Origin of the sequence: Uliginosibacterium flavum (assembly GCF_040566545.1) — a bacterium.
Lineage (GTDB): Bacteria > Pseudomonadota > Gammaproteobacteria > Burkholderiales > Rhodocyclaceae > Uliginosibacterium > Uliginosibacterium flavum.
Genome location: NZ_JBEWZI010000006.1, coordinates 88,756 through 110,527 on the forward strand (window position 1 = coordinate 88,756; position 21,772 = coordinate 110,527).

The 21,772-nt window shown below is 58.5% G+C and carries 16 protein-coding genes; 4 read left to right on the plus strand and 12 right to left on the minus strand.

Going from position 1 to position 21,772, the window contains the following annotated elements; translation table 11 throughout:
* Positions 1 to 152: 152 nt before the first annotated feature.
* Positions 153 to 890 (plus strand): Crp/Fnr family transcriptional regulator, encoded by a 738-nt coding sequence (locus tag ABXR19_RS07250; protein WP_354600444.1) that lies wholly within the window; start codon positions 153 to 155, stop codon positions 888 to 890.
* Between the two features lie 107 nt (positions 891 to 997).
* Here ABXR19_RS07250 and ABXR19_RS07255 read toward each other — a convergent pair whose 3' ends face one another.
* The 5 genes from ABXR19_RS07255 to rsgA form a co-directional block, all read right to left on the minus strand.
* Positions 998 to 2,122 (minus strand): ABC transporter permease, encoded by a 1,125-nt coding sequence (locus ABXR19_RS07255; protein ID WP_354600445.1) that lies wholly within the window; start codon positions 2,120 to 2,122, stop codon positions 998 to 1,000.
* Positions 2,123 to 2,131: 9 nt separating this feature from the next.
* Positions 2,132 to 4,882, minus strand: coding sequence for a ribosome-associated ATPase/putative transporter RbbA (gene rbbA, locus ABXR19_RS07260; protein ID WP_435594303.1), 2,751 nt, complete (start codon positions 4,880 to 4,882; stop codon positions 2,132 to 2,134).
* Entirely contained in the window at positions 4,879 to 6,075 is a 1,197-nt protein-coding gene (locus tag ABXR19_RS07265) for an HlyD family secretion protein (protein ID WP_435594304.1), read from the minus strand. Before ABXR19_RS07265 ends, rbbA begins: the two co-directional genes overlap by 4 nt.
* Positions 6,072 to 7,517: an efflux transporter outer membrane subunit gene (locus ABXR19_RS07270; RefSeq protein WP_354600446.1), complete on the minus strand. Its 1,446-nt coding sequence runs from the start codon at positions 7,515 to 7,517 to the stop codon at positions 6,072 to 6,074. Before ABXR19_RS07270 ends, ABXR19_RS07265 begins: the two co-directional genes overlap by 4 nt.
* A 444-nt stretch (positions 7,518 to 7,961) precedes the next feature.
* A complete protein-coding gene (gene rsgA, locus ABXR19_RS07275; protein WP_354600447.1) occupies positions 7,962 to 9,110 on the minus strand; it encodes a ribosome small subunit-dependent GTPase A in 1,149 nt (382 codons plus the stop codon).
* 740 nt (positions 9,111 to 9,850) lie between these two features.
* On the opposite strand from rsgA, the gene ABXR19_RS07280 reads away from it, so the two are divergent.
* Positions 9,851 to 10,546 carry a Crp/Fnr family transcriptional regulator gene (locus ABXR19_RS07280; protein ID WP_354600448.1) on the plus strand — a complete coding sequence of 232 codons (696 nt, stop codon included), beginning with the start codon at positions 9,851 to 9,853 and terminating at the stop codon, positions 10,544 to 10,546.
* A gap of 77 nt (positions 10,547 to 10,623) precedes the next feature.
* Here ABXR19_RS07280 and ABXR19_RS07285 read toward each other — a convergent pair whose 3' ends face one another.
* From ABXR19_RS07285 to ABXR19_RS07300, 4 genes are all read right to left on the minus strand, one after another.
* Positions 10,624 to 11,490 carry a diguanylate cyclase domain-containing protein gene (locus tag ABXR19_RS07285; protein WP_354600449.1) on the minus strand — a complete coding sequence of 289 codons (867 nt, stop codon included), beginning with the start codon at positions 11,488 to 11,490 and terminating at the stop codon, positions 10,624 to 10,626.
* 222 nt (positions 11,491 to 11,712) lie between these two features.
* Positions 11,713 to 12,792: an OmpA family protein gene (locus ABXR19_RS07290; protein WP_354600450.1), complete on the minus strand. Its 1,080-nt coding sequence runs from the start codon at positions 12,790 to 12,792 to the stop codon at positions 11,713 to 11,715.
* A 163-nt stretch (positions 12,793 to 12,955) separates the two neighbouring features.
* Complete coding sequence (locus ABXR19_RS07295) at positions 12,956 to 13,318, minus strand: HPF/RaiA family ribosome-associated protein (protein WP_354600451.1); 363 nt, start codon at positions 13,316 to 13,318, stop codon at positions 12,956 to 12,958.
* 227 nt (positions 13,319 to 13,545) lie between these two features.
* Positions 13,546 to 14,379, minus strand: a complete 834-nt coding sequence (locus ABXR19_RS07300; protein ID WP_354600452.1) for a PRC-barrel domain-containing protein — start codon at positions 14,377 to 14,379, stop codon at positions 13,546 to 13,548.
* A 96-nt stretch (positions 14,380 to 14,475) separates the two neighbouring features.
* Here ABXR19_RS07300 and ABXR19_RS07305 point away from each other — a divergent pair, with 96 nt between their 5' ends.
* Both ABXR19_RS07305 and ABXR19_RS07310 read left to right on the plus strand, forming a co-directional pair.
* Complete coding sequence (locus ABXR19_RS07305; protein ID WP_354600453.1) at positions 14,476 to 15,129, plus strand: BON domain-containing protein; 654 nt, start codon at positions 14,476 to 14,478, stop codon at positions 15,127 to 15,129.
* A gap of 76 nt (positions 15,130 to 15,205) precedes the next feature.
* Entirely contained in the window at positions 15,206 to 17,806 is a 2,601-nt protein-coding gene (locus ABXR19_RS07310; RefSeq protein WP_354600454.1) for a cation-translocating P-type ATPase, read from the plus strand.
* 305 nt (positions 17,807 to 18,111) lie between these two features.
* Here the strand turns inward: ABXR19_RS07310 and cls are convergent, their stop codons facing one another.
* Genes cls through ABXR19_RS19685 form a run of 3 tightly spaced genes read right to left on the minus strand, consistent with a single transcriptional unit; the run spans position 18,112 to position 21,168 of the window.
* The gene (cls, locus tag ABXR19_RS07315) at positions 18,112 to 19,533 is read right to left on the minus strand and encodes a cardiolipin synthase (RefSeq protein ID WP_354600455.1); all 1,422 of its coding nucleotides are present in this window, start codon (positions 19,531 to 19,533) and stop codon (positions 18,112 to 18,114) included.
* A gap of 16 nt (positions 19,534 to 19,549) precedes the next feature.
* Positions 19,550 to 20,908 carry a PQQ-dependent sugar dehydrogenase gene (locus tag ABXR19_RS07320; protein WP_354600456.1) on the minus strand — a complete coding sequence of 453 codons (1,359 nt, stop codon included), beginning with the start codon at positions 20,906 to 20,908 and terminating at the stop codon, positions 19,550 to 19,552.
* On the minus strand, positions 20,908 to 21,168 hold the full coding sequence (locus ABXR19_RS19685) for a DUF3309 domain-containing protein (RefSeq protein WP_435594305.1): 261 nt from the start codon (positions 21,166 to 21,168) through the stop codon (positions 20,908 to 20,910). The genes ABXR19_RS07320 and ABXR19_RS19685 overlap by 1 nt, the downstream gene beginning before the upstream one ends.
* Positions 21,169 to 21,772 lie beyond the last annotated feature (604 nt).

Consider the following 21,772-nt stretch of genomic DNA (forward strand, 5'->3'; position numbering starts at 1 on the left):
GCCGCGCATGAACTGAGTCCTGGAATGCCATGCCGGCACAGGCACAGCTGACGCGGATATACAAGCAGGCATGCCAGAGAGCCAAGCGCGGTGCGGCTCTTCAGCTTGCACATTGTCTACTTTTACCCAAAATAGAGCCGGATAGATCATCTATGTCGAAGAAAAGAACGCCGAGCGTCCAGCCCCCGGATCCAAAGCTGAATCGCATACTGGCCTCGCTCCCCGCCAAGGATTTTGAACGTCTCCAACCCGAACTTGAACTTGTCCAATTGCCTTTGAGCTGGACGATGTGCGAGTCTGGTGATCATGTGAACTACCTGCATTTTCCGACCTCCGGAATCGTCTCGCTCATCTATTCGCTGGAAGATGGCTCCACGAGCGAAACGGCACTTGTCGGCAATGAAGGTTTGATTGGCATCTCCATTTTCATGGGTGGCGAGAGCATGCCGAACAGCACGGAAGTGCAGAGCGCGGGTTACGCCTATCGAATCAGTCGCAAAGTCATGAAAAACGAGTTTCGGCTCGGAGGCCAGCTGCAACATGTGGTGCTGCTCTTCACCCAGGCGCTGTTTGCCCAGACTTCGCAAATTGCCGTATGCAATCAGCACCATTCTTTGGACCAGAAGATGTGCCGGTGGATGCTGATGATGCTGGACCGCTCCCACGGCGATGAATTGATGGTGACGCAGGAGATGATCGGAAACTTGCTGGGCGTTCGCCGCGAGAGCGTGACCCAGGTTTTGGGCCAGCTCCAGAAGGATCAATTGATAGAACGAGGTCGTGGTCGCATAACCGTGATCAACCGCAGGAAAATCGAGGATCGTGTATGCGAATGCTATTCGGTGGTTCGGGAAGAGTATGAGCGCTTGCTTCCGGACAAACGCCATTAGTAGCATTCCTTGTGTCACAGCTTGTGCACCCGAAGCGCAAATAGCCGCCGGATAGAACTCTGCCTCTACGAGCAGGCCGGCCTGGGAGCCAAGCGCAGTGCGGCTCTTCAGGTCGTCTGACTGATGGTCTTGCGAAAGCGTGCGAGCGCGGCGACGAACAGCAGGCTGCCGATGAGGATGATGGCGAGCAGTTGCGGCCACACCACATCGAGCCCGGCACCACGATAGAGGATGGCCTGGGCGGCGGAGACGAAGTGCGTCGTCGGCGCGGCGAGCATCACGTTCTGGATCAGCGCGGGCATGCTTTCGCGGGGACTCATGCCGCCCGAGAGCATTTGCAGCGGCAGCAACACGAGCACCAGCAACATGCCGAATTGCGGCATGGAGCGCGCCAGAGTAGCGAGGAAGATGCCCATCGAGGTAGTGGCGAACAGGTGCAGCGCGGCGGCAAACATGAACAACGTGATCGAACCATTGATGGGTACACGCAGCGCGCCTTGCACGATGAATACCAGAGCCACCAGTGCCGCCAGCAGTACCACGAATCCCATCGACCAGACCTTGGCGAGCATGATCTCGGTGGGCGTGACGGGCATCACCAGCAGGTGTTCGATGGTGCCGTGTTCGCGTTCGCGGATCAGCGCCGCGCCGGTCAGGATGATGGAGAGCATGGTCACGTTATTGATCAGTTCCATCACCGAGCCGAACCAGCTGTTTTCCAGGTTGGGATTGAAGCGCATGCGGGTCACCAGATCGACCGGCGGAGTCACGTTGCTGCGGTAGCGCTGCACGAATTCATTCACTTCACCAGCCACGATCTGCTGGATGTAAACGTTGCCGGTGAAGGCCTGGCTCATGCGCGTTGCGTCGATATTGAGTTGCATGGCAGGTGTACGGCCCGCCAGTACATCGCGCTGGAAATTCGGCGGAATATCGAGCACGAAGGTGTAATCGCCGCGATCCATGCCGGCATCGACTTCGGCGAGTGAAATCATCTTTGGCGTGTTGAAATGCGGCGGGTAAAAGCTGGCCACCAGACGTGCCGAAAGCGGCGAGCCGTCTTCGTCGACAATCGCGATGGAGGCTTTGTGAAAGCTCTCCGGCATGGCTGTGGCGGCGACGTAGATACCGGCCGAAAACGTCCACACGATCAGCAGCAGCATCATCGGATCGCGGAGCAGGCTCCACAGCTCCTTGACGCCCAGACGGTAGATGTTGGCGGCGTGACTCATTGGGCAGTCTCAGCTTTCCTGCTTCTTCAACAGCATGATGGACAAGCCAAGGATGACGGGCACGGCGGCCAGCAAGGGCCAGAACGAGGGCGCGAGGGTGCTGAAGTCCAGCGCCTTGCTGAACACGCCCCGACTGATGGTCAGCATGTGGGTGGCCGGGTAGATGCGGCCGATGAAGGCGCCGATACCTTCAAGCGAAGACACGGGATTGAGCAAGCCGGCGAACTGCACGCAGGGAATGATGGTGCCGATCATGGTGACGAACAGTGCGGCAATCTGGCTTTTGGTGAAGGTGGAGGCGAGCAGGCCGAAACCGGTGGCGCTGATGACAAAGATCAGGGTGGCCAGCGCCAGGGTGAAAAAGCCACCCTTGATCGGCACGCCAAAAACCGTGACGGCCAGCGCGCTGAGCAGCAGGAAATTGACCATGCCCAGCACGATGTAGGGTAACTGCTTGCCGAGCAGGAACTCGCTGCGCGTCACTGGCGTGACATACAGATTGATGATCGAGCCGAGCTCCTTCTCGCGCACAACCGACAATGCGGTGAGCATGGCCGGGATCATCATCAACAGCAGCGGAATCACCGCCGGCACCATGGCAGGCAGGCTGCGTACATCGGGGTTGTAGCGGTAGCGGGTTTCCAGCGTGCTGGGGGTGCTCAGCTGCATGCCAAGCCGGTGGCTGGCCATATCGGCGAGCCACATCTGGTGCATGGCCTGCACGTAACCATTCACCGTTTCGGCGCGCGTCGGCATGGCGCCATCGATCCAGGCACCGATCTGCACCGCGGTGCCGCGCTGGATGTCACGGCCAAAGCCGGCGGGAATCTCGATAGCCAGCGAAAGTTCGCCGCTGCGCATGCGCTGATCCAGATTGGCGTAATCGGTGATCGGCGCTTTCTCGATGAAATAACGCGAGCCGGCCAGATTCAGCGCGTAGTTTTCGCTGAGCACGGTCTGGTCGCGGTCGAGTATGGCGTAGCTGAGGTTCTCGACATCCAGACTGATGCCGTAACCGATGATGAACATCAGGATCGCGGTGCCCAACAGTGCCAACGTGGCACGCACCGGATCGCGCTGCAGTTCCAGGGTCTCGCGCAGGGTGTAGCTGAAGGCACGGGCCAGGCTGAAGCGCAGACGGCGCGGCGGCAGGGCGGGCGTGTTGCTTGACGTGGGGCTTGGCGTCTTGGCGGCGGGCGGCGGATTGTCTTCGTTACTCTCGCTTGAAGCTTCCTCCAGATATGCAATGAAAGCCTGCTCCAGAGTTTCGGTGCCACGCTGGCTCACCAACGCGGCAGGCGTGTCGGTAACAAGAACCTTGCCGGCATTCATCAGCGAAATGCGGTCGCAGCGCTCAGCCTCGTTCATGAAGTGAGTGGAGATGAAAATCGTCACGTGATCCTTGCGCGAGAGGTCGATCATCAGCTGCCAGAACAGGTCGCGCGCAATCGGGTCGACGCCCGATGTCGGCTCGTCGAGGATCAGCATCTCGGGCTTGTGCACCATCGCCACGGCCAGCGACAGACGCTGGCGGATGCCCAGCGGCAGCTTCTCGGGCATGGCGTCCACCACATCGCCCAGACCGAAGCGCACCAGCATCTCGTCGACCCGCGCGGGGATTGCGTCTTCAGCCACCTGAAACAAGCGCGCATGCAGCACCAGATTCTGGCGCACCGAAAGTTCGCCATACAACGAGAAGCCCTGTGACATATAGCCAACGCGCCGGCGGATTTCGATGTCCCTGGAGTCGACATGCTTGCCGAACAGCCAGGCCTGCCCCTCACTGGCGGGCAGCAGGCCGGTGAGCATCTTCATGGTGGTCGATTTGCCGCAACCGTTGGACCCGAGAAAGCCGAAAATCTCGCCACGCTGGATGCGGAAATCCACATGATCCACCGCCACGAAATCATCAAAGCGCATCGTTAGCCCGCGCGCTTCGATGGCGATGTCTGTTTTTGCCGAGACCGCCAGTGGCGGAACCACCACTGCGACGTGACCGCTGCGACGGGCTTCGGGCAAGAGCGCGATGAAGGCTTCTTCCAGTGATGCTGTATGGGTGCGCTCGCGCAGCTCGGCCGGTGTCCCGCTGGCCAGCACCTTGCCGGCGTCCATGGCCAGCAGCCAATCGAAGCCGTCGGCTTCTTCCATGTAGGCCGTGGCGACCACGACGCTCATGTTCTGGCGTGCGGCGCGGATATGCGCGACGAGATCCCAGAACTGCTTGCGCGATAGCGGATCGACGCCGGTGGTCGGTTCGTCCAGGATCAACAGATCAGGGTCGTGAATCAGGGCGCAGCACAGGCCCAGTTTCTGTTTCATGCCACCCGAGAGCTTGCCGGCCGGGCGCGACAGGAAGGCTTGCAGGTGGGTGCTGGCAGTCAGCTCGTCGATGCGCCGGCGCCGCTCGGCTTTGTCATGGCCGAACAGGCGGCCGAAGAACTGCAGATTTTCTTCCACCGACAAGGTGGGGTAAAGATTCTTGCCCAGGCCCTGCGGCATGTAGGCGATGCGCGGGCAGATGGCATCGCGATGAGGCGTGCTGGCCATATCGCCGCCCAACACTTCAAGCGTGCCTTGCTGCACGGCACGTGCCCCGGCCAGTAGCGATAGCAGGCTGGACTTGCCGACGCCATCCGGGCCGATCAGGCCGACCATGCAGCCAGCGGGAATCTCCAGACTGATGTCATCCAGCGCCAACGTCTTGCCGTAGCGCAGGCTGATCCCGTTCAGGCTGGCGATAGAGGGTTTGTCCGCGTTCACCAGGGCACCTTGACGACCAGATCGGCCGGCCAGGGCGCTTGCGCATCAAGCTTGAGCCAGGCCACGCCCGGCAATCCGCTCTTGACGAGCTGCAGATGCTTTTGCAGCAGCGCCGGATCAATCTGCGCCTTGACGCGGAACATCAGCTTCTGCCGCTCGCTGGCCGTCTCCACCGTCTTGGGTGTGAACTGCGCGGCGCTCGCCACGAATGACACCTTGGCCGGGATCACATACTGCGGCGCGGCGTCTAGAATCAGATGTACATCCGCGCCCAGCGCCAGTTTGCCGGCGACGGCTTCCGGCACGAAGAAGCTCATGTACACGTCCGACAGATCGACCAGATTCAGCACCTTGCCGCCCGCACCGAGCACTTCACCGGGCTGCACGATGCGGTATTGCACGCGGCCAGCGCGGGGTGCCGTCAGCGCGCTGTCATCAATATCGGCATTCACGCGGGTGACGGTAGCCTCCACAGCCTTGGCCGCCGAGCGAGCACCGACAACCTGGGTGCGGGCAGCAACAATCGCAGCCTGCGCGGCGTCAACCTGCGCCTTGGCCGCGACGACTGCTGCCTGCACGCTGCGGGTGCGAGCACGGTCGTCATCAAGCTCCTGCGCCGACGAAGCGCCTTCACGCGACAGCGTTTCAGAGCGGGCCAGACGGCGCTGGGCTGCATCGAGTTCGCTCTCGCGCTGCGCCACCAAAGCGAGTGCGGCCTGCTTGTCGCTTTCACGCACCGCCACCTGGGCTTCGGCGCTGGAAATCGCGGTAATGGATTGCTGCTGCCGAGCACGGGCTTCATCGCGCTGGGCTTCGAGTGTTTGCACCTGCATGTGGGCGAGAACTTGCCCGGACGTCACGACATCCCCTTCACTCACCAGGATGTCCTGTACGCGCCCGCCGAGCTTGGCCGATACATCGATTTCGGTGGCTTCCAGGCGGCCATTGCCGCTGACGAAGCCTTCACCCGGCCCTTTGGGCTGAAGCACTTTCCAGATCACCAGCGCGGCCATGACGAGGATGACGACGATTGCCCCGCCGATCAGCCACTTCTTCCATTTCTGGAAAAATGTGGGTGCGGGAGGCGCCACAGCAGGTGCTGCGGGCTTGACTGCTGGCGGCGGCGCGGGCGCAGGTGAAGGTGCAGCTGCTGGAAGCAGCGGGACTTCTGGCGGAGGAGTGCTCGGGTTCATGGTGTGTTCTTGGCTCGCGCGGGTTCAAGGGATTTCGGAGTATCGCTTGCGGAGTGCGATGAGGCTGCATTCAAGCCACCGCCAAGCGCCGCATACAGACTGACGCGGCTGGAGAGCAAAGTCCGGCGGGTCTGCACGAGTTGCTGTTCCGCCACCAGCAGTTCGCGCTGGGCGTCCAGAATTTCCAGGAAGGTTGATGCGCCATTGTCATAGCGCAATTGCGACAGGCGCGCCCGCTCGGTCTGCGCCCTCAATGCAGCTTGCGCGATGCCGACTTGTTCGCTCAACCAATGTCGCGCCGCCAGGGCATCGGACACATCGCGGAAGGCGCTCTGCACGGTCTTCTCGTAGTTGGCTACAGCCAGATCGCGGCGCACTTCGGCCAGATCCAGATTGTTGCGATTGCGTCCACCATCGAAGATGGGCAGCGAGATACTCGGCGAGAAGCTCCAGGCCAGGCTGCCTGAGGCGAACAGGCCGCTGAGTTCGGCGCTGGCCGTGCCAAGCGAGCCCGTCAGCGCGATGCGTGGAAAGAAGGCCGCACGCGCGGCGCCGATGTTGGCGTGGCTGGCTTTAAGTTGATGTTCGGCCGCGACAATGTCGGGCCGGTTGATCAGCAGTTCGGAAGGCAGGCCTGGAGTCAACTCGATCAGGATCTCCGGGGAGTTTGACTGGTTTTGCATAGCAGGCATGTCGATGGGCGTGCCCACCAGCAGGGTCAATGCGTTGACTTGTGTTGCCCGCGTCATCTGAAGCTGCGCACGCAATCCCTGCGCCTGGGTCAGCAGGGTCTGAACCTGGGTCAGCTCAAGTCTGGAGCTGGAACCAACTTCCACCCGGCGCGTGAAGATGCGCAGGGAGTCTTCGCGGCTGACGGTGGTCTGATTCGCCAGCGCAATGCGCTCATCCATCTCGCGCAGGCCCAGATAGCCGTTAGCGACCTGCGCAATCAGCGCGATGCTCACGGCACGGCGCGCTTCGTCGCTGGCCAGATAGTTCTCCAGTGCCGCTTCCTTGAGGCTGCTGATGCGCCCCCAGAAGTCGATCTCCCAGCTCGCCAGTCCCAGCGCCACCTGATACTGGCTGACCAGCAATGGCTTGCGGGTGATGTTCAGATCGGCTGGCGTGCGTGAGCGATCCATGCCGGCCTGTGCATTGATATTGGGGAACTGCGCAGAGCGCTGAATGCCATACGTAGCGCGGGCTTCCTCGACGCGCAAAACAGCGATACGCAGGTCACGGTTATTATCCAGTGCCGCGGCAATCAGGGCTTGCAGATCAGGGTCGGTAAAGTATTCGCGCCAGCCAATGGAGGCCGTCTGGCTCAGCGCCTGAGCTGCAGACTCTGCATAGCTTGAAGCCACCGGCAGTACCGGTACTTCATAAGACGGCGCCATCGAGACGCAAGCGGCCAGCATGAATGCCGCACCCGTCATCGCCATTCTGAACGCATGACAGCGAAAATGAGTAGAGCAGGGCAGGGAGGTCATCGACGCGGGGCTTCAGGAATGTGTCCCTGGAGTCTGCGCGGATCAGTAGGGTGGGTCTGTGCGTTGTCGTACGCACGAGTCACTGAACGGCTACAGGTGGGGCATGATCGTCAGTCACTTGATATGATGGGGTGCGGTTGGCGAGTGTCGGCCAGAAGCGGTCTGTCGTCGTATTCACGAATCGGCAATCTGAATAGCGACTCCACTTTTAAACCAGCCAGATGGCTTATGAGTACAACTCGGCCAAAACGGCCAGTCAGCAACCATGATTTGAAAGACAGGTTTGCACTCCCAAGCGGACACTCTGGATAATTGACAGATATCGGGAAACAAAATGAGAAGCGCCCCACTCAGGGAGCGCCACCTCGATTTATTCCTTATTTTCTTTGCGAATAATTATTTTCGTCCTCTCTTGGTTTTTATGATGGAATGAACAAACTTTCCAAATGCCCGATCCTTTTGGCGTTTTTCAAGATAAGACATGTCGTGAAACTCGGATTCCTTTTTGAGTTTCACATAGTTTTGAAAATGCCCAGCATCCAGTTCAGCTTGCGCTAAGGCGCGCTGAACAGCACAGCCCGGCTCGGTGACATGGGTGCAATTGGTAAAGCGGCAACGCTGGGCATATTCCTGGATATCGGCAAAGCTTTCGTCGATGCCTTCGCTGACACCGAGCATGCCCAGTTCGCGCATTCCCGGCATGTCAATCAATAGCCCGCCATGCTCAAGCACAATCAGCTGCCGCCGGGTGGTCGTGTGCCGGCCTTCCCCCGTGTGGCTCACTGCGCCGGTTTCAAGGCAAGCATCACCCAGCAGACTATTGATTAGCGTGGTTTTGCCTACCCCGGATGAACCGAGCAAGCAGCAGGTTTTTCCCGGCAGAATGCACTCCCGAATTTGATCAACGCCCATTCCACTCACATTGCTGAGCGCAATGATTCGGGCGCTGATGCCTGCGCGGTGAATCTGCTCAATTCGGTGCTCTAGTTCATCCGGGCTGATCAGATCGGTCTTGGTGAGCAAGATGATCGGCTCAATATTCCCCTCACTCACCATGACCAGATAGCGCTCCAGCCTTTGCACATTGAAATCATAGTGGCAGGACTGAACAATGAATGCGGTATCGATATTCGCAGCAATCATCTGGAATTCAATATTCTTCCCAGGGCTTTTGCGTCGCAAAAATGATGTTCTTGGCAGGAGGTCATGGATGCTCGCCCGGGTTGCGCCATCGTGATATCGCACACGAACCCAATCTCCAACACAAGGTAAATCGGCTGGGGAATCGTGGGTGTAGAAAAACCTCCCCGTCAGTTCAGCGGGCAGCTCTCCTGCTGTATTTCTGATCAGATATTGGTCGCGATCCACCGCGCTGACTCTGGCGATCCCCTCGTCGAGATACGCAGAATCATTGACTAAGCCAACACCTCCACGACAATCGCCAGGCATAGAGGCAACAGATGCAGAATTTTCGGGGGGTGCGACAAGGCGGTCAGTTGACGTAAGCGCGAGAAAAGACCGTTGTTCCGGTTTGGAAGTGTTCATGTTGAAATTCCGTATGCAGTAATTTAAGAACAAGCAAAAACAGCAAGCCCCAATGGGTGCTTGCCCAGTTTTGAGTCCACCGATAACCGTAATCCCCCTCAGGTGCAGGGATTGAGTTACCGGATTACTGCAATGTCCAACATCCAAACCTCGAAGAGATAAAACGAGCCAAAGTTAGCTACGTTGTACGAGCCTAATCAAACAGAGAATGAAAATCAAGGAACAGATGAGGCTACGGTGCCCGCTGTTTGCTGTCTCGTCCATGGCTGATCACAACCAGGAAAAGGGCCGTCACCTTGTGGCCGGTAAGTAAGTAGCCCGGATGAAGGCGAAGCCGGAATCCGGGCCTTTTCCTTGTCGCCGCGGTCGCCCCCCGGATTCCGCTACGCTGCATCCGGGCTAAGTTTCGAAGGTCTGCGTTTCTTTTCCCCGATCGACCGCCCCGGGTCGAAAGCACCGGCTCATGGGCACAGTTTGTGTCTTTCTGTGAAGCGTATCGCTCCGGCCCTCAAATCGGCATCCAGTCAGCAGCGGGCAGGAGTGGAGGCGCTTATAAGGTAAGATCGTCCCGCGGTGACAACCATCAGTCCCTGGTTTAAAAACCGGGGGCGCGAGGATAGTGAAGCAACTCGATTCGCTGTCGCCTGATGAACACGTTTTTTCAAAACCGGGGCACTGTAGAACTTATGTCGAAGAATAAAACGTCGAGCGTCCAGCCTCCGGATCCAAAACTGAATCTCATGCTGGCTTCACTTCCCGCCAAGGATTTTGAACGCCTGCTGCCCGAACTCGAACTGGTCGAAATGCCTTTGGGCTGGACGATGTCCGAGTCTGGCGATCATGTGAACTACCTGCATTTTCCGACCTCGGGGATCGTCTCGCTGATCTATTCGCTGGAGGATGGGTCTTCGAGCGAAACGGCTCTGGTTGGCAACGAAGGCCTGGTTGGCATCTCCATTTTCATGGGTGGTGAGAGCATGCCGAGCAGCACGGAAGTGCAAAGCGCAGGTTACGCCTATCGACTCAGTCGCAAAGTCATGAAGAGCGAGTTTGCACTCGGCGGCCAACTGCAACACGTAGCGCTGCTATTCACCCAGGCGCTGATTGCCCAGACCTCGCAAACCGCCGTATGCAACCAGCACCATTCACTGGATCAGAAGATGTGCCGGTGGCTGCTGATGACGCTGGATCGTTCTGAAGACAATGAATTGATGGTGACGCAAGAGATGATCGGAAACTTGCTGGGTGTTCGTCGCGAGAGCGTGACCCAGGTTTTAGGTCAGTTCCAGAAGGATCAATTGATAGAGCGTGCTCGTGGCCGGATCACGGTGATCAATCGCGAAAAAATCGAAAAGCGCGTATGCGAATGCTATTCGGTGGTTCGGGAGGAATACGAGCGCTTGCTTCCGGGCAAGCGAGGTTCAAAAAAATCGTAATCTTTTTGCGACACGCAGCTTCCGTGCAGGAAACGAGAGTCGCAGAGCTTTGCCGGACGGCCCCAGACAATCAGCTTTCAGTCTGGTGATACGGCCAGGTTACCGAAAAGCGCATACCCGGATTTATTCCTTTTAGCCTGATACATGGCCTTGTCGGCATTGGCGATCAACGCATCCGCTGTCGTGCCATCAGCCGGAAAAATCGCGATGCCGATACTGGGCTGAATGACCAGACTGAGCGTGATGTCCCGGACCTGAATGTCACACGGCACATTGACCATTGCGATGATCTTGTCCGCGATGGCGGTGATATCCCGTTCGTTTCTGATCTCCGCCAACAGGCACAGAAACTCATCTCCGCCATGACGGCAGACGGTGTCCTCATCTCGAGACGCCTGCTTGATCCGCCCGGCAATCGTGGTCAATACGATATCGCCGACTTCATGCCCATGCGTGTCATTGATGCGCTTGAAGTCATCCAGATCAAGGAACATCACGACCAGAGAAATGCCATTTCGCTTAGCATGCGCCAATCCATGTTCGAGTCGATCATTGAAAAGCACACGGTTGGGGAGGCCGGTCAATGGATCATGGAGAGACGCATAGAGCGCTTCGTCGCTCTGTTTTTCCGCCGCCGCCAATCTCTCTTGCAGGATCGTCCGCTCCTGCACTTCTTCCGTCAGCGCCAGATTGACCAGCGATAAGGCCTTGGAAGCATCCTGCACCTTGCCCTCGATGGTCTCGCTTTCTTCCAGAGCGGTTTCAATGCCGGGCGAGATCTCACCATCCTGCAGTTCGCGCTTGATGCCCGCGTTGACCGACGAAAGACCGTCCGCACATTCCTCGACAATGTCTTTGACGCGCTCACTCTGTCCCAGCACTTGAGTCAAGGAATTGGCGGGTGACGGGCTCTTCAATAAACGAGCGGCTTTATTTTTTTGCATGGCTTCATGCGTCCGGGCAGCTGATGACTCAAGATTGGATTCGATTAACAAGGCTTCGCGGGATTTATGGATTAAGTCGATAGTTGAACATTCGCTGAATTGACAGTCTGTGCGCAAACGCACCGAGCACAGGCAGCGACAGGGTTTCATCGCAAAAGCAGGGGAATTGTGGATATGAAAAAGCCAGCCCGAGGGCTGGCTTTCTGACTACTGAGGTCCGGATTACTTGACGCGGCGTTCGATGACGATTTGCTCGACTTCGACGCGACGATTCGGCTCCAGACAGGTGATCAGAGCGCTGCGATTCTTTTCCGAACACTCGACCACCGGATTGCTTTCACCCTTGCCGACTGCGGTCAAGCGATTTGCATCGACACCCTTGCTGACCAGATAAGTCTTGACGGTCTGGGCACGACGTTGCGACAGCTTCTGGTTGTACTGATCCGAACCCAGACGATCCGTGTAGCCAATCACGTTGACGTTGGTGATCGTGGTGTCACGGTTCAGGACATCGGCAATTTCGTTCAACTTCGGCTGAGCAGAGTTCAGATCGGAGCTGTTGAAAGCGAACAGTTCTGTCGATGACAGGGTGTAACGCTCGAAACGCGGAGGAGGCGGGGCTACGACAACCGGTGGCGGAGTCACGACCACGGGAGCCTGAGCAACAGGCGCCGGTGGCGGGGTTTCACGATAAACCGGTGCCGGTGCGGCAGGCTTGTCGAACGCGTAGGTCATGCCAACGGTGAGAATATTGGTATGGGTGTGATCAAAGCCGAGCTTGCTGTCCTTCATGTAGCTTTGTGCGTGGCGCAGATCGGCCTGCACACCCCATTGATTGTTGATGGAGTATTGCACGCCGATACCGACATTGGCGTAGGGCGAGATCTGGCTGGCATGTACGCTGGGGCCGTTAGCCTTGTCGTATTGAGCGCCTCCACCGAGCAGAACGAAGGGACGGAGGCGATCACGCGAGAACATGAACAGCGCATCGGCGCCGAGGGTGTTCTGGCGATAGCTGTCTGCACCGTCACGTGAACGTGAATAGGTGGTGCCAAACTGGATATCCCAGGACGGCGAAATCGGCTTACCCATGCGCAGGCCACCGCCGCCACCGATCTTGTCAGCATCGAACTGGTGATCAGGATCCATCGCATTGAGGCTGGGCGCGATATACCAGGACGGATGATAGGTGCCTGCAGCGGGTTTCTCGTATGCGTTGCTTTGCGCCAGAACCGTACCGGAGGCAGTCAAGCCCAGAAGGGCGACAGCGGCTGCAATGTATTTCATGTTGTTGGATTTCATGTGGACCTCGTGAAGTGCTTCCTTGGATGCCTGGCTTTGGAAGCCAGGCGGGTTTTGGAACCTTGCTGATCAAGACCTGCCCCGGCACGCGGCAAAAATCGTTTTGATCCGGCTGTCATCAGGATGCGCGATCAGCACACAGACGTCTGTGCGCTGCCGAACGTTAGGATTCAGGCCCGGACGAATCCGGCACGAGGAACGCTTCGCTGCGGGTTTTCTGGTCGTGAACACGCCCTAGTGCGCTGTCAAGCAATCGCATCAGCTTGCGTGCAGCACCTTCGACGGATTGATGCAGGCTTGTGGCATGGTGGGTGGCGGCCAAAGGTTGGTGATGTTCAAGGCGTGCTTCAATCACGCAGGTTTTCTCGCTCTGAGCGCCATGTTTATTGCTTTCACTCAGATGAACTTCCACGCTGGTGACATGATCACGCAGGTAGTTCAGGGCGTGCGCAACGATGCCACTTACATGCGTGGCCAGCGCTTCGCCCCCTTCAATGTTGTGGTCGGTGTTGATTGTGATTTGCATGATTTTCTCTTTGTTTGATTGGGGGATTTCGCGGTTATACGATGGCTGGAGAGCCGCTTGCAGCAAGAGTCTTCAGGGGTATTCCTTGTACAGGCAGGCGGGATGCGGCTCTTCAGGCATGGCTATTGAATTGATCGTTCAGCCGCACGGGGCAGGGCGTTCTGGCGGCAACACCGGCAACACTGCGCAAGCCTGATGGACTTGCGCAATGCGCCTGCGGTGGGGACCTATTTTTCGACTGATTGACGCAGGTGATCGACGGCCTTGCTGACTTCACGCTCGAATTTTTGCCATTTCTTCTCACCGGCACGCTTCAGCTCGGACAGCTTGTCTTCAGCGGCTTGCAGGTTCTGGCGCAGGGTCAGAACTTGATCATCCAGCTTGGTCTTGGCATCACCGGTCGCATCTGCGGCAGATTTTTCGATGTCTGCGGCTTTCCGCTTTGCAGAGGCAATCTCTTCTTCAGTCGCTGCGATGAACTTATCGCGCTTGGACAACTGCGGCGCGTAGTTGAACTTCGGCATTGCTTTCAGGGATTCCTTGGTGGCGCCTTGCATGACGAATCTGCCGGCTTGATCCTTGATTCGCACGACTGGAATGGCGACGTCATGGGTGCCCATGCCAACAAAGCCGCCCGCCCCGATGATCAGATACGAAATGTTCTTCTCCGGAGAGATGATCAGATCAACGACCGTGCCGACTTTCTCGCCGGAATCGTTGTAAATCGCCTTGCCCAGAAGGTCTTTCCTGACACTCCAGCCACGCGCCAACTCCCGCATTTCGGTCACGACGACGTCAACCGTGACTGATCCGGCAACCTGTGCATGGGCGGTCCCGACAGCACTCAGTGCGCCTGCAATGCCTAGCATCGCAATCAACAGGGGTTTTTTCATGGTTTTTCCTTTCGGTTTGTTGAGTTGGTGCCGAGGCAACACGTTTGGCACAGGCGCCATGCTTGCAATGACTTGCTGCAACACATGGCGACCCGACGTGATGCTTTCAGTGCGGCACTCAGCACTTTTAGCGAGTATGGATAAATGGGTCTGTGCGCCAGCGCACATCGATGAGTCAGGGCTAACCAGACGTACGCAAACGCACAGACCAAGTGGCAGCAGCCGCGCAGGCTTGGACCTCCTCAAATTAATCGAAAGCTCATCATGAAATCCGACACACAACTGCAATTGGACGTCATTGCCGAACTGAGGTGGGACACTTCAGTCAACCCTGCCGGAATCGGCGTGGAAGTGAAGGACGGCATCGTGACCCTTGCCGGTCATGTAGGCAGCTATGCCGAAAAATGGAGCGCCGAGCGTGCGGTGCAACGCGTAGCCGGCGTGAGGGCTCTGGCCGTCGAGATGGACGTCAAGCTGAGCGGGCTCAATGTACGCAGCGATGCCGATGTTGCCCATGCGGCACAGAACGTCCTGCAATGGCTGACCGCCTTGCCACCGGACTCCGTCAAGGTCATGGTCGAAGGGGGCTGGATTACATTGTCCGGCGAAGTCGATTGGGATTATCAGCGGCTGGCGGCAGTTGAAGCCGTTTGTAACCTGATGGGGGTGACCGGCGTCAGCGAACAGATCGCGATCAAGCCACTGGTGTCGCCGGGCGCAGTGAAACTAGAGATCGAGGCGACATTGAAGCGCCGAGTCAAATCGGAAGGGCAGAGCATCTCGGTTGATGTCGTGGGCGACCGCGTGACCTTGTCGGGCAATGTGCATAGCTGGGCCGAACGCGAGATAGCCAAACACTCCGCCTGGGGGACGCCGGGTGTGCGTTTTGTAGTGGATGACTTGACGGTCTCGCTCTGATCCAGGCGACGGGAAGCCCTGGCTTGACCGCCAATCTTTGGTCTATGGCGTTCTCATGCGCCAGAAGGAGTCGACAATGCAAGAAGCTGGCAAACCACCGGAAACGAATTCCGGCTTGAGTGCTGCCGTAGCCGCCGAACGTCTCAAGCAGGACGGCTACAACGAGTTGCCCAACCCCGAAAAGCGCGGCATCTGGCGCATCTTGTCAGAGGTGCTGCGCCAGCCGATGTTTGCCTTGTTGCTGGTCGGCGGTGTTGTCTATCTGCTGCTGGGTGACCGGATCGAGGCGCTGCTCTTGCTTCTTTTTGCATCCTTCTCCGTGATGATCACGATCGTTCAGGAGTCGCGCAGCGAACGCGTGCTGGAGGCGCTGCGTAATCTGGCGAGCCCGCGCGCGCTGGTGATTCGCGATGGCAAGCGGCTGCAGATTGCGGGCCGCGATGTCGTCCGTGAGGATCTCATCGTGATTGCGGAAGGTGACCGCGTTGCTGCGGACGCAATGCTGCTGTCCTCACAAGATCTGTTGCTGGATGAATCCTTGCTGACCGGCGAATCCAACCCGGTACGCAAAGTGGCGCAGGACGCCGCCGCACAGAATGGCGACAAAGCCGCGGTGCCGGGGCCGGGCGGAGAAGACCTGCCGTATGTCTTTGCCGGAACACTGGTGGTGCGCGGCACCGGGCAGGCGCTCGTGCATGCGACGGGCATTCGCAGCGAAATGGGCAAGATTGGCCATGCCCTGCAAAGCATTGAGACCGAGCAGCCCCATCTGCAAAAACAGATCAGTGGATTTGTGCGCAATTTCGCGATTATCGGGGCTGTCGCTGGTGGCTTGGCGGTGCTGCTCTACGGCTTGCTGCGCGGATCGTGGCTTGAAGCCATGCTCAGTGGCATAGCGCTGGGGATGTCTTTGTTGCCGGAGGAGTTCCCGCTGGTGATGGCCGTGTTCATGGCGATGGGCGCCTGGCGTATTTCGCGCGCCCGTGTGCTCACGCGGCGGGCTTCGGCCATCGAGTCGCTCGGCGCGACAACGGTTTTGTGCACGGACAAGACCGGCACGCTGACTGAAAATCGCATGACGCTCGTCTCGATTCTTGGCGTTGAGTCGCGCTGGGATCAAGGCGGGCAGGGTGCAATTGCGGACAAGACGCGGGAGGTGCTGGACGCGGCCTTGCTGGCTTGCCCACGCGAGGCGACCGACCCGATGGATCTTGCCGTGCATGCACTCGCCAAGGCGCAGGCAGGCTCCGATGAATCAGGCTTTGGCCAGCGCACGCTGCTCCGCGCCTATGGTCTCAGGCCGGACTTGCTGGCGGTGGTGAACGTCATGTCGGCCGATGCTGAAGGGAAGGACGATGCCACGGCTTACGCCAAGGGCGCGCTGGAGGCGATTGCCGAGCTTTGCAAACTGTCGCCTGAGCAAATGGCCGGCATCAACACGCAGATGGATGCGCTGGCGCGCGATGGTATTCGCGTTCTGGGTGTGGCCCGGACGGGCTCTCTGGGTGTCGTGCAGGAAGACAAGCTGCCGGAGTCACCGCGCGAACTGAAGTTTGAGTACGTGGGGCTGATCGGCTTTGCCGATCCCGTACGCGCCACGGTGCCCGCCGCGGTCGCGGAATGTCGCGCGGCGGGCATTCGCGTCGTGATGATTACCGGTGACTATCCGGCAACGGCCAGCGCCATCGGCAAGCAAGCCGGCATCGAGTCGACGGAGGTCTTGTCGGGTGACGACATCGAAGCCCTGTCGGACGCGGATCTGGCTACGCGCGTCAAAACCGCAAACATCTTCGCTCGCATCCGGCCCAATCAGAAGCTGCGGATTGTTGAAAGCCTGAAGGCAAATGGCGAAGTCGTGGCCATGACCGGCGATGGCGTCAACGACGCACCGGCGATCAAGGCCGCCCATATCGGCATTGCCATGGGCGGGCGTGGTACCGATGTGGCGCGTGAAGCTTCGGCCATCGTGCTGCTAGATGACGATTTCGGCTCCATCGTGAAAACCATCCGCCTGGGCCGGCGCATCTACGACAATCTGCGCAAGGCCATCGAATACATCGTCGCGGTGCATATCCCGATTGCCGGTCTGGCGCTGCTGCCGCTGGCGCTGGGCTTGCCGATGATGCTGACGCCAATCCACATTGCATTTCTGGAGATGGTGATCGACCCCGCCTGCTCGGTGGTGCTGGAGGCTGAAGGCGAAGAGGACGATGTGATGAAACGCCCGCCGCGTGATCCCGCCAGCCCCTTGCTGATGCCGAACCGGATCGTGTGGGCCGCATTGCAGGGCCTGATCGTGCTCGCGATTCTGGCCGGCATCCTGATCAGCGCAGCGCAGGCGGATATGCCTGAGGATGACATGCGCTCGCTGGTGTTTGCCTCGCTGGTGCTCATGAACATGGGCCTCATCCTGATCAATCGCTCGTTCAAGGCTTCGCTGATTCGCGCATTTTTGCGGCCGAATCGTTCACTGTGGATTCTGCTGGGTGGTGTCGGTGCGGTGCTGGGTACGGCACTCGCCTGGCCGCCGGCACAGACCCTGTTCAATTTCGGCCAGTTGCACTGGAGCGATCTGGCGATCAGCGCTGCAGCGGGCTTCGTCAGCTTGCTGGTGCTGGAAGGCGTCAAGTCACAATGGTTCCGGATCAGCGGCAACAAGGATGCGGCTTTGGCGTGATTCAAAGGCTTGAGAACAGGGTGCCCGAAGAGCCGCTATCAGCGCGCCTCTCTGGCATGGGGTGCCGAAGACGATTGCGGGGTGGGGCTCTGCGGGCATGCCGTGCTGTAGGTCAAGATGTGTGCTTCCGGATGGATGAAAGCACGTAAAAACCCGTCATTCCGGACTTGATCCGGAATCCGGAAGACTGGCGGCGCGGGGGACTGGATTCCGGGTTCCGGTTTAAGCCCGGAATGACGCAGCCCGGAATGAGAGAGGAGGCGTCATTGCACCAGCGGTTCCGTTGATCTCCATCGCAATTTCATTTACAGCCAGTATGCCCACAATCGCGCAAAGTATTCTTTGAGGCGCAGATCGAGTCCACGCTGCTCCCACTGCTCCAGCACGATGGCGTCTGATGCAGCTAGATCCTCGTCGAATAAGGTTTGCAACTGCGCGCCAAATTCTGCTCCCAGCACCACCGCGTTCAACTCCTGGTTATGCAGGAAGCTGCGCCAGTCCAGATTGGTCGAGCCTACTGTGGCCCACACGCCGTCAATCAGTCCGGTCTTGGAATGCAGGATCACGTCACGCCGCTCAAAAATTTTCACCCCGGCGCGCAATAGCTGATCGTAATAGCCGCGTCCGGCGTGGAAGACCAGCGCGGAGTCGGTTTGGCTGGGCAGGATCAGCGTCACATCGACCCCACGCCGGGCTGCGGCTTCGAGAGCGGCCAGAAGCTGGGGGTCGGGAACGAAGTAAGCGTTGGTCAGATGCACGCTGGTTTCTGCGCTGCCAATCGCGGACAGCAGCGTGGCGTAGATCAGGCTGTACGCCTCATCGGGCGAACTGCCGATGGCGCGGACGATCTGCCGGCCGGCTTTTTCGGGGGCAGGATAGTATTTCTTGGCGGCCAGTGGTTTGCCCTTCTGATTTTCCCAAGTGGCAATGAAGAGTTTCTGCAATTCCGCGACCACCGGCCCTTGCAGCTGCAAGTGGGTGTCGCGCCAGGCAAGCTTGCCATCGGGCTTTGGCTTGGCCTTCGTGCTGAAAGAGCCACCGGAGTAAACGCTACTGATGTTGATGCCGCCCAGGAATGCGGTGCGGCCATCCACGATCAGCAGTTTGCGATGGTCGCGCTGATTCAGCTCCCATCCCTTCCGTGCCGCCAAGGGATTGACGGGATTGAATTCGAGCATGGCGATGCCGCTCTCGCTCATCTGCTTAAAAAAAGCGGCCGGCGTGGCGAGAGTGCCGACACTGTCGCGAATCAGATTGACCTGCACGCCTTGCCGCTGTTTGGCGATCAGTGCTTGTGCAAAGCGCTGGCCGATCTCGTCATCGTCCAGGATGTAGGTTTCCATGTTGATGTGATCACGGGCTGATGCAATCGCCGTGAACATGGCTTGATAGGTAGCCGGGCCATCCTGCAGCAGGCGCACCTGATTGCCGGTGCTCAGCGGACTGCCGACGATGGCCTCTTCGAGTGCCAGATGACGGTCAAAAATATTTGTGGTCTCGCCTCGGCGTTCCAGCTTGTCGAGAATCAGCTTGCTTTGCGCGGCTGAGAGCGGGCCGTTTGCGCCTTGCAACTGAACAGGGCGGCCCGATGTGCGGGCCAGGTCCGGGGTGATGCGGGGCAGGCTGCTGCAGCACACCAGACCGAGCAGAGCCAGTACGGCGAGTCCGCTGGCAAGGCGTGCAGCAATGGGATGAGGCGTGTGTTGCCGCGCGATTGTCGGCCCCATTTGTCCGGGCCTCGCCTCAAGGTTGCGCGCTTACACGCCAGACCACATTGCCTACATCATCCGCTACGAGCAAGGCACCTTGTTTGTCGAGGGCCACGCCAACCGGTCGTCCGAAAGCATTGCCTTCCTCACTGAGAAAGCCAGTCAGGACGTCGACCGGCACGCCCGCGGGCATTCCGTTTGCGAAGGGCACAAAGATGACTTTGTAGCCACTGTGCGGGCGGCGGTTCCAGGAACCGTGCTGACCAATGAACATACCGTTGGCGTAAATTGAAGGTAAGCTATTCCGGGCTGAGGACACCAGGCCAAGGGGGGCGGTGTGTGACCCCAGTGCGTAGTCCGGCGCGATGGCTTTGGCGACCAGATCGGGCTGCTGCGGTTTCACGCGTACATCAACATGCTGGCCGTAATAGCTGTAGGGCCAGCCGTAGAAAGCACCATCGCGTACTGAGGTGAGGTAATCAGGTACCAGATCGCTGCCCAGTTCGTCGCGTTCATTGACGACGGTCCACAGCACGCCGCTTTCCGGGTTCCACGCCAGTCCATTCGGGTTGCGCAATCCGGAGGCAAAGATGCGGTGAGCACCGCTCTTGATATCCACCTCCCAGATCGCGGCGCGTTCAGCCTCCGCCTCCATCCCGCGTTCGGCCACATTGCTGTTCGAACCCACGGTGACGTAGAGCTTGCTGCCATCCTTGCTGGCAATGAGATTCTTGGTCCAGTGATGATTGATCGGGCCTGCCGGCAAAGCGACGAGTTTGACGCCGCCCGCGGAGATGTGGGTGTCGCCGCTGTTATAAGGAAATCGCAGAACGGCATCGGTATTGGCAACATACAGATCCTTGCCGACCAGCACCATGCCGAAAGGCGAGTTCAAACCATCCAGCAGCACCGTACGCAAATCGACCTTGCCGTCACCATCAACATCCCGCAACAGCGATATGCGATTGGCACTGGGAACTGCAGCGCCGGCTTTTTTCATGACCAGGCCCATCACCCAGCCTTTGATGCCTTTGCCGTCTTCGGGCTTCGGCGGCGCATTGCTTTCAGCGACCAGCACATCGCCGTTGGGCAAGGCATACAGCCAGCGCGGATGCTCAAGTTCGCGGGCAAAGGCGGTGACGCGTGTGCCTGCGGGCGATTGGGGCGTCGTGCCAGTTGGCCAGCCCTTGGCGGGGGCAATATTGACCGTTGGAATCAGCGTTTGCGCAGGGGAGGGCAGCGTCGGATTAGGCCCCGTTCCTGCCTCTATCGGTAGTTTGGCCATCTCGCCACAACCGGAAAGTGCAAATGCCACCGTAATGCAAGTGCAGCCAATCCATGACAAGGTCGTGTTGAATTTTGCCAGCCTGAGCGCGGCGATGAGCGGCCGCATCACAAGCGCCCGGAAAACAGCAGCACAATGGTAATAATCAACAGCACGCCCAAGCCACCGCTCGGCATGTAGCCCCAGCTCTGACTATGGGGCCAGTGAGGGAATGCTCCCACCAGCATCAGAATCAACACCACCACTAAAACAGTTCCGAGGCGCATATGCTTTTCCTTAATCTGTTTGCGTGGACTTGATTCTGGATAAGCCTGGAAGGATTGCGGCAGACCAGACAAAGTTTCGACGCCGGGCCTGATCAGCTTCATCCTGGCAGATACATTGTGAAGTCATGGCTTTTGCATGCTGAGGCAACCAGCACTGCCATCCGTTGCTCGGCCGCATGCCGAGGTAACTTTCGCTAGATTCAGCGGAACTAATCATGGTGAAACTCCGGAGCTATGTGGACATCGAGGGCGCAGCCTCAAGCCGCGTCTGGCGCAACTATAGAGAGTCAATCACGAGGCGTATGTTCGCTATCCAACAGATCATTAAATGCGTGTAATTACGCCGCTCGTCACACGCGAAGGCATGCTTTTCTGTGTTGCACACAGGCAACTTCCAGATGAATTCGGTACGCAGTGAGTACTGAATTTTCTCGGCATCCAGAGCGAGATAGAAACTCCGGAAATGGTGCCGACTTTCAACCGAAAAACTCTTGCCGAACTCAACGCCTAAGTGCGCACAGACCTAAACGCCTGCCCATAGTTTTGAAGCGGATCAGTGCTGGGTGGATACATAGAAAAACGCAACACTTGTAGAACAACCAAAAGTAACGATAATTTTGGATTACGTCGTCATGTAACCGAAGTCCAAAACGTATCAACGAGTTACAGGAAATCGCAAAAGTGACCATTGTCTGAAAAGGCAACA

Coding starts and splice junctions, on each gene's coding strand:
- ABXR19_RS07305 (WP_354600453.1), top strand. CDS start 14,476: ATGAAATCCGACACACAACTGCAATTGGACGTCATTGCCGAACTGAGG.
- ABXR19_RS07310 (WP_354600454.1), top strand. CDS start 15,206: ATGCAAGAAGCTGGCAAACCACCGGAAACGAATTCCGGCTTGAGTGCT.
- ABXR19_RS07250 (WP_354600444.1), top strand. CDS start 153: ATGTCGAAGAAAAGAACGCCGAGCGTCCAGCCCCCGGATCCAAAGCTG.
- rsgA (WP_354600447.1), bottom strand. CDS start 9,110: ATGAACACTTCCAAACCGGAACAACGGTCTTTTCTCGCGCTTACGTCA.
- ABXR19_RS07290 (WP_354600450.1), bottom strand. CDS start 12,792: ATGAAATCCAACAACATGAAATACATTGCAGCCGCTGTCGCCCTTCTG.
- ABXR19_RS07300 (WP_354600452.1), bottom strand. CDS start 14,379: ATGTGCGCTGGCGCACAGACCCATTTATCCATACTCGCTAAAAGTGCT.
- ABXR19_RS07285 (WP_354600449.1), bottom strand. CDS start 11,490: ATGCAAAAAAATAAAGCCGCTCGTTTATTGAAGAGCCCGTCACCCGCC.
- ABXR19_RS07295 (WP_354600451.1), bottom strand. CDS start 13,318: ATGCAAATCACAATCAACACCGACCACAACATTGAAGGGGGCGAAGCG.
- ABXR19_RS07320 (WP_354600456.1), bottom strand. CDS start 20,908: ATGCGGCCGCTCATCGCCGCGCTCAGGCTGGCAAAATTCAACACGACC.
- cls (WP_354600455.1), bottom strand. CDS start 19,533: ATGGGGCCGACAATCGCGCGGCAACACACGCCTCATCCCATTGCTGCA.
- ABXR19_RS07270 (WP_354600446.1), bottom strand. CDS start 7,517: ATGGCGATGACGGGTGCGGCATTCATGCTGGCCGCTTGCGTCTCGATG.
- ABXR19_RS07255 (WP_354600445.1), bottom strand. CDS start 2,122: ATGAGTCACGCCGCCAACATCTACCGTCTGGGCGTCAAGGAGCTGTGG.
- ABXR19_RS19685 (WP_435594305.1), bottom strand. CDS start 21,168: ATGAAGCTGATCAGGCCCGGCGTCGAAACTTTGTCTGGTCTGCCGCAA.
- ABXR19_RS07280 (WP_354600448.1), top strand. CDS start 9,851: ATGCTGGCTTCACTTCCCGCCAAGGATTTTGAACGCCTGCTGCCCGAA.
- ABXR19_RS07265 (WP_435594304.1), bottom strand. CDS start 6,075: ATGAACCCGAGCACTCCTCCGCCAGAAGTCCCGCTGCTTCCAGCAGCT.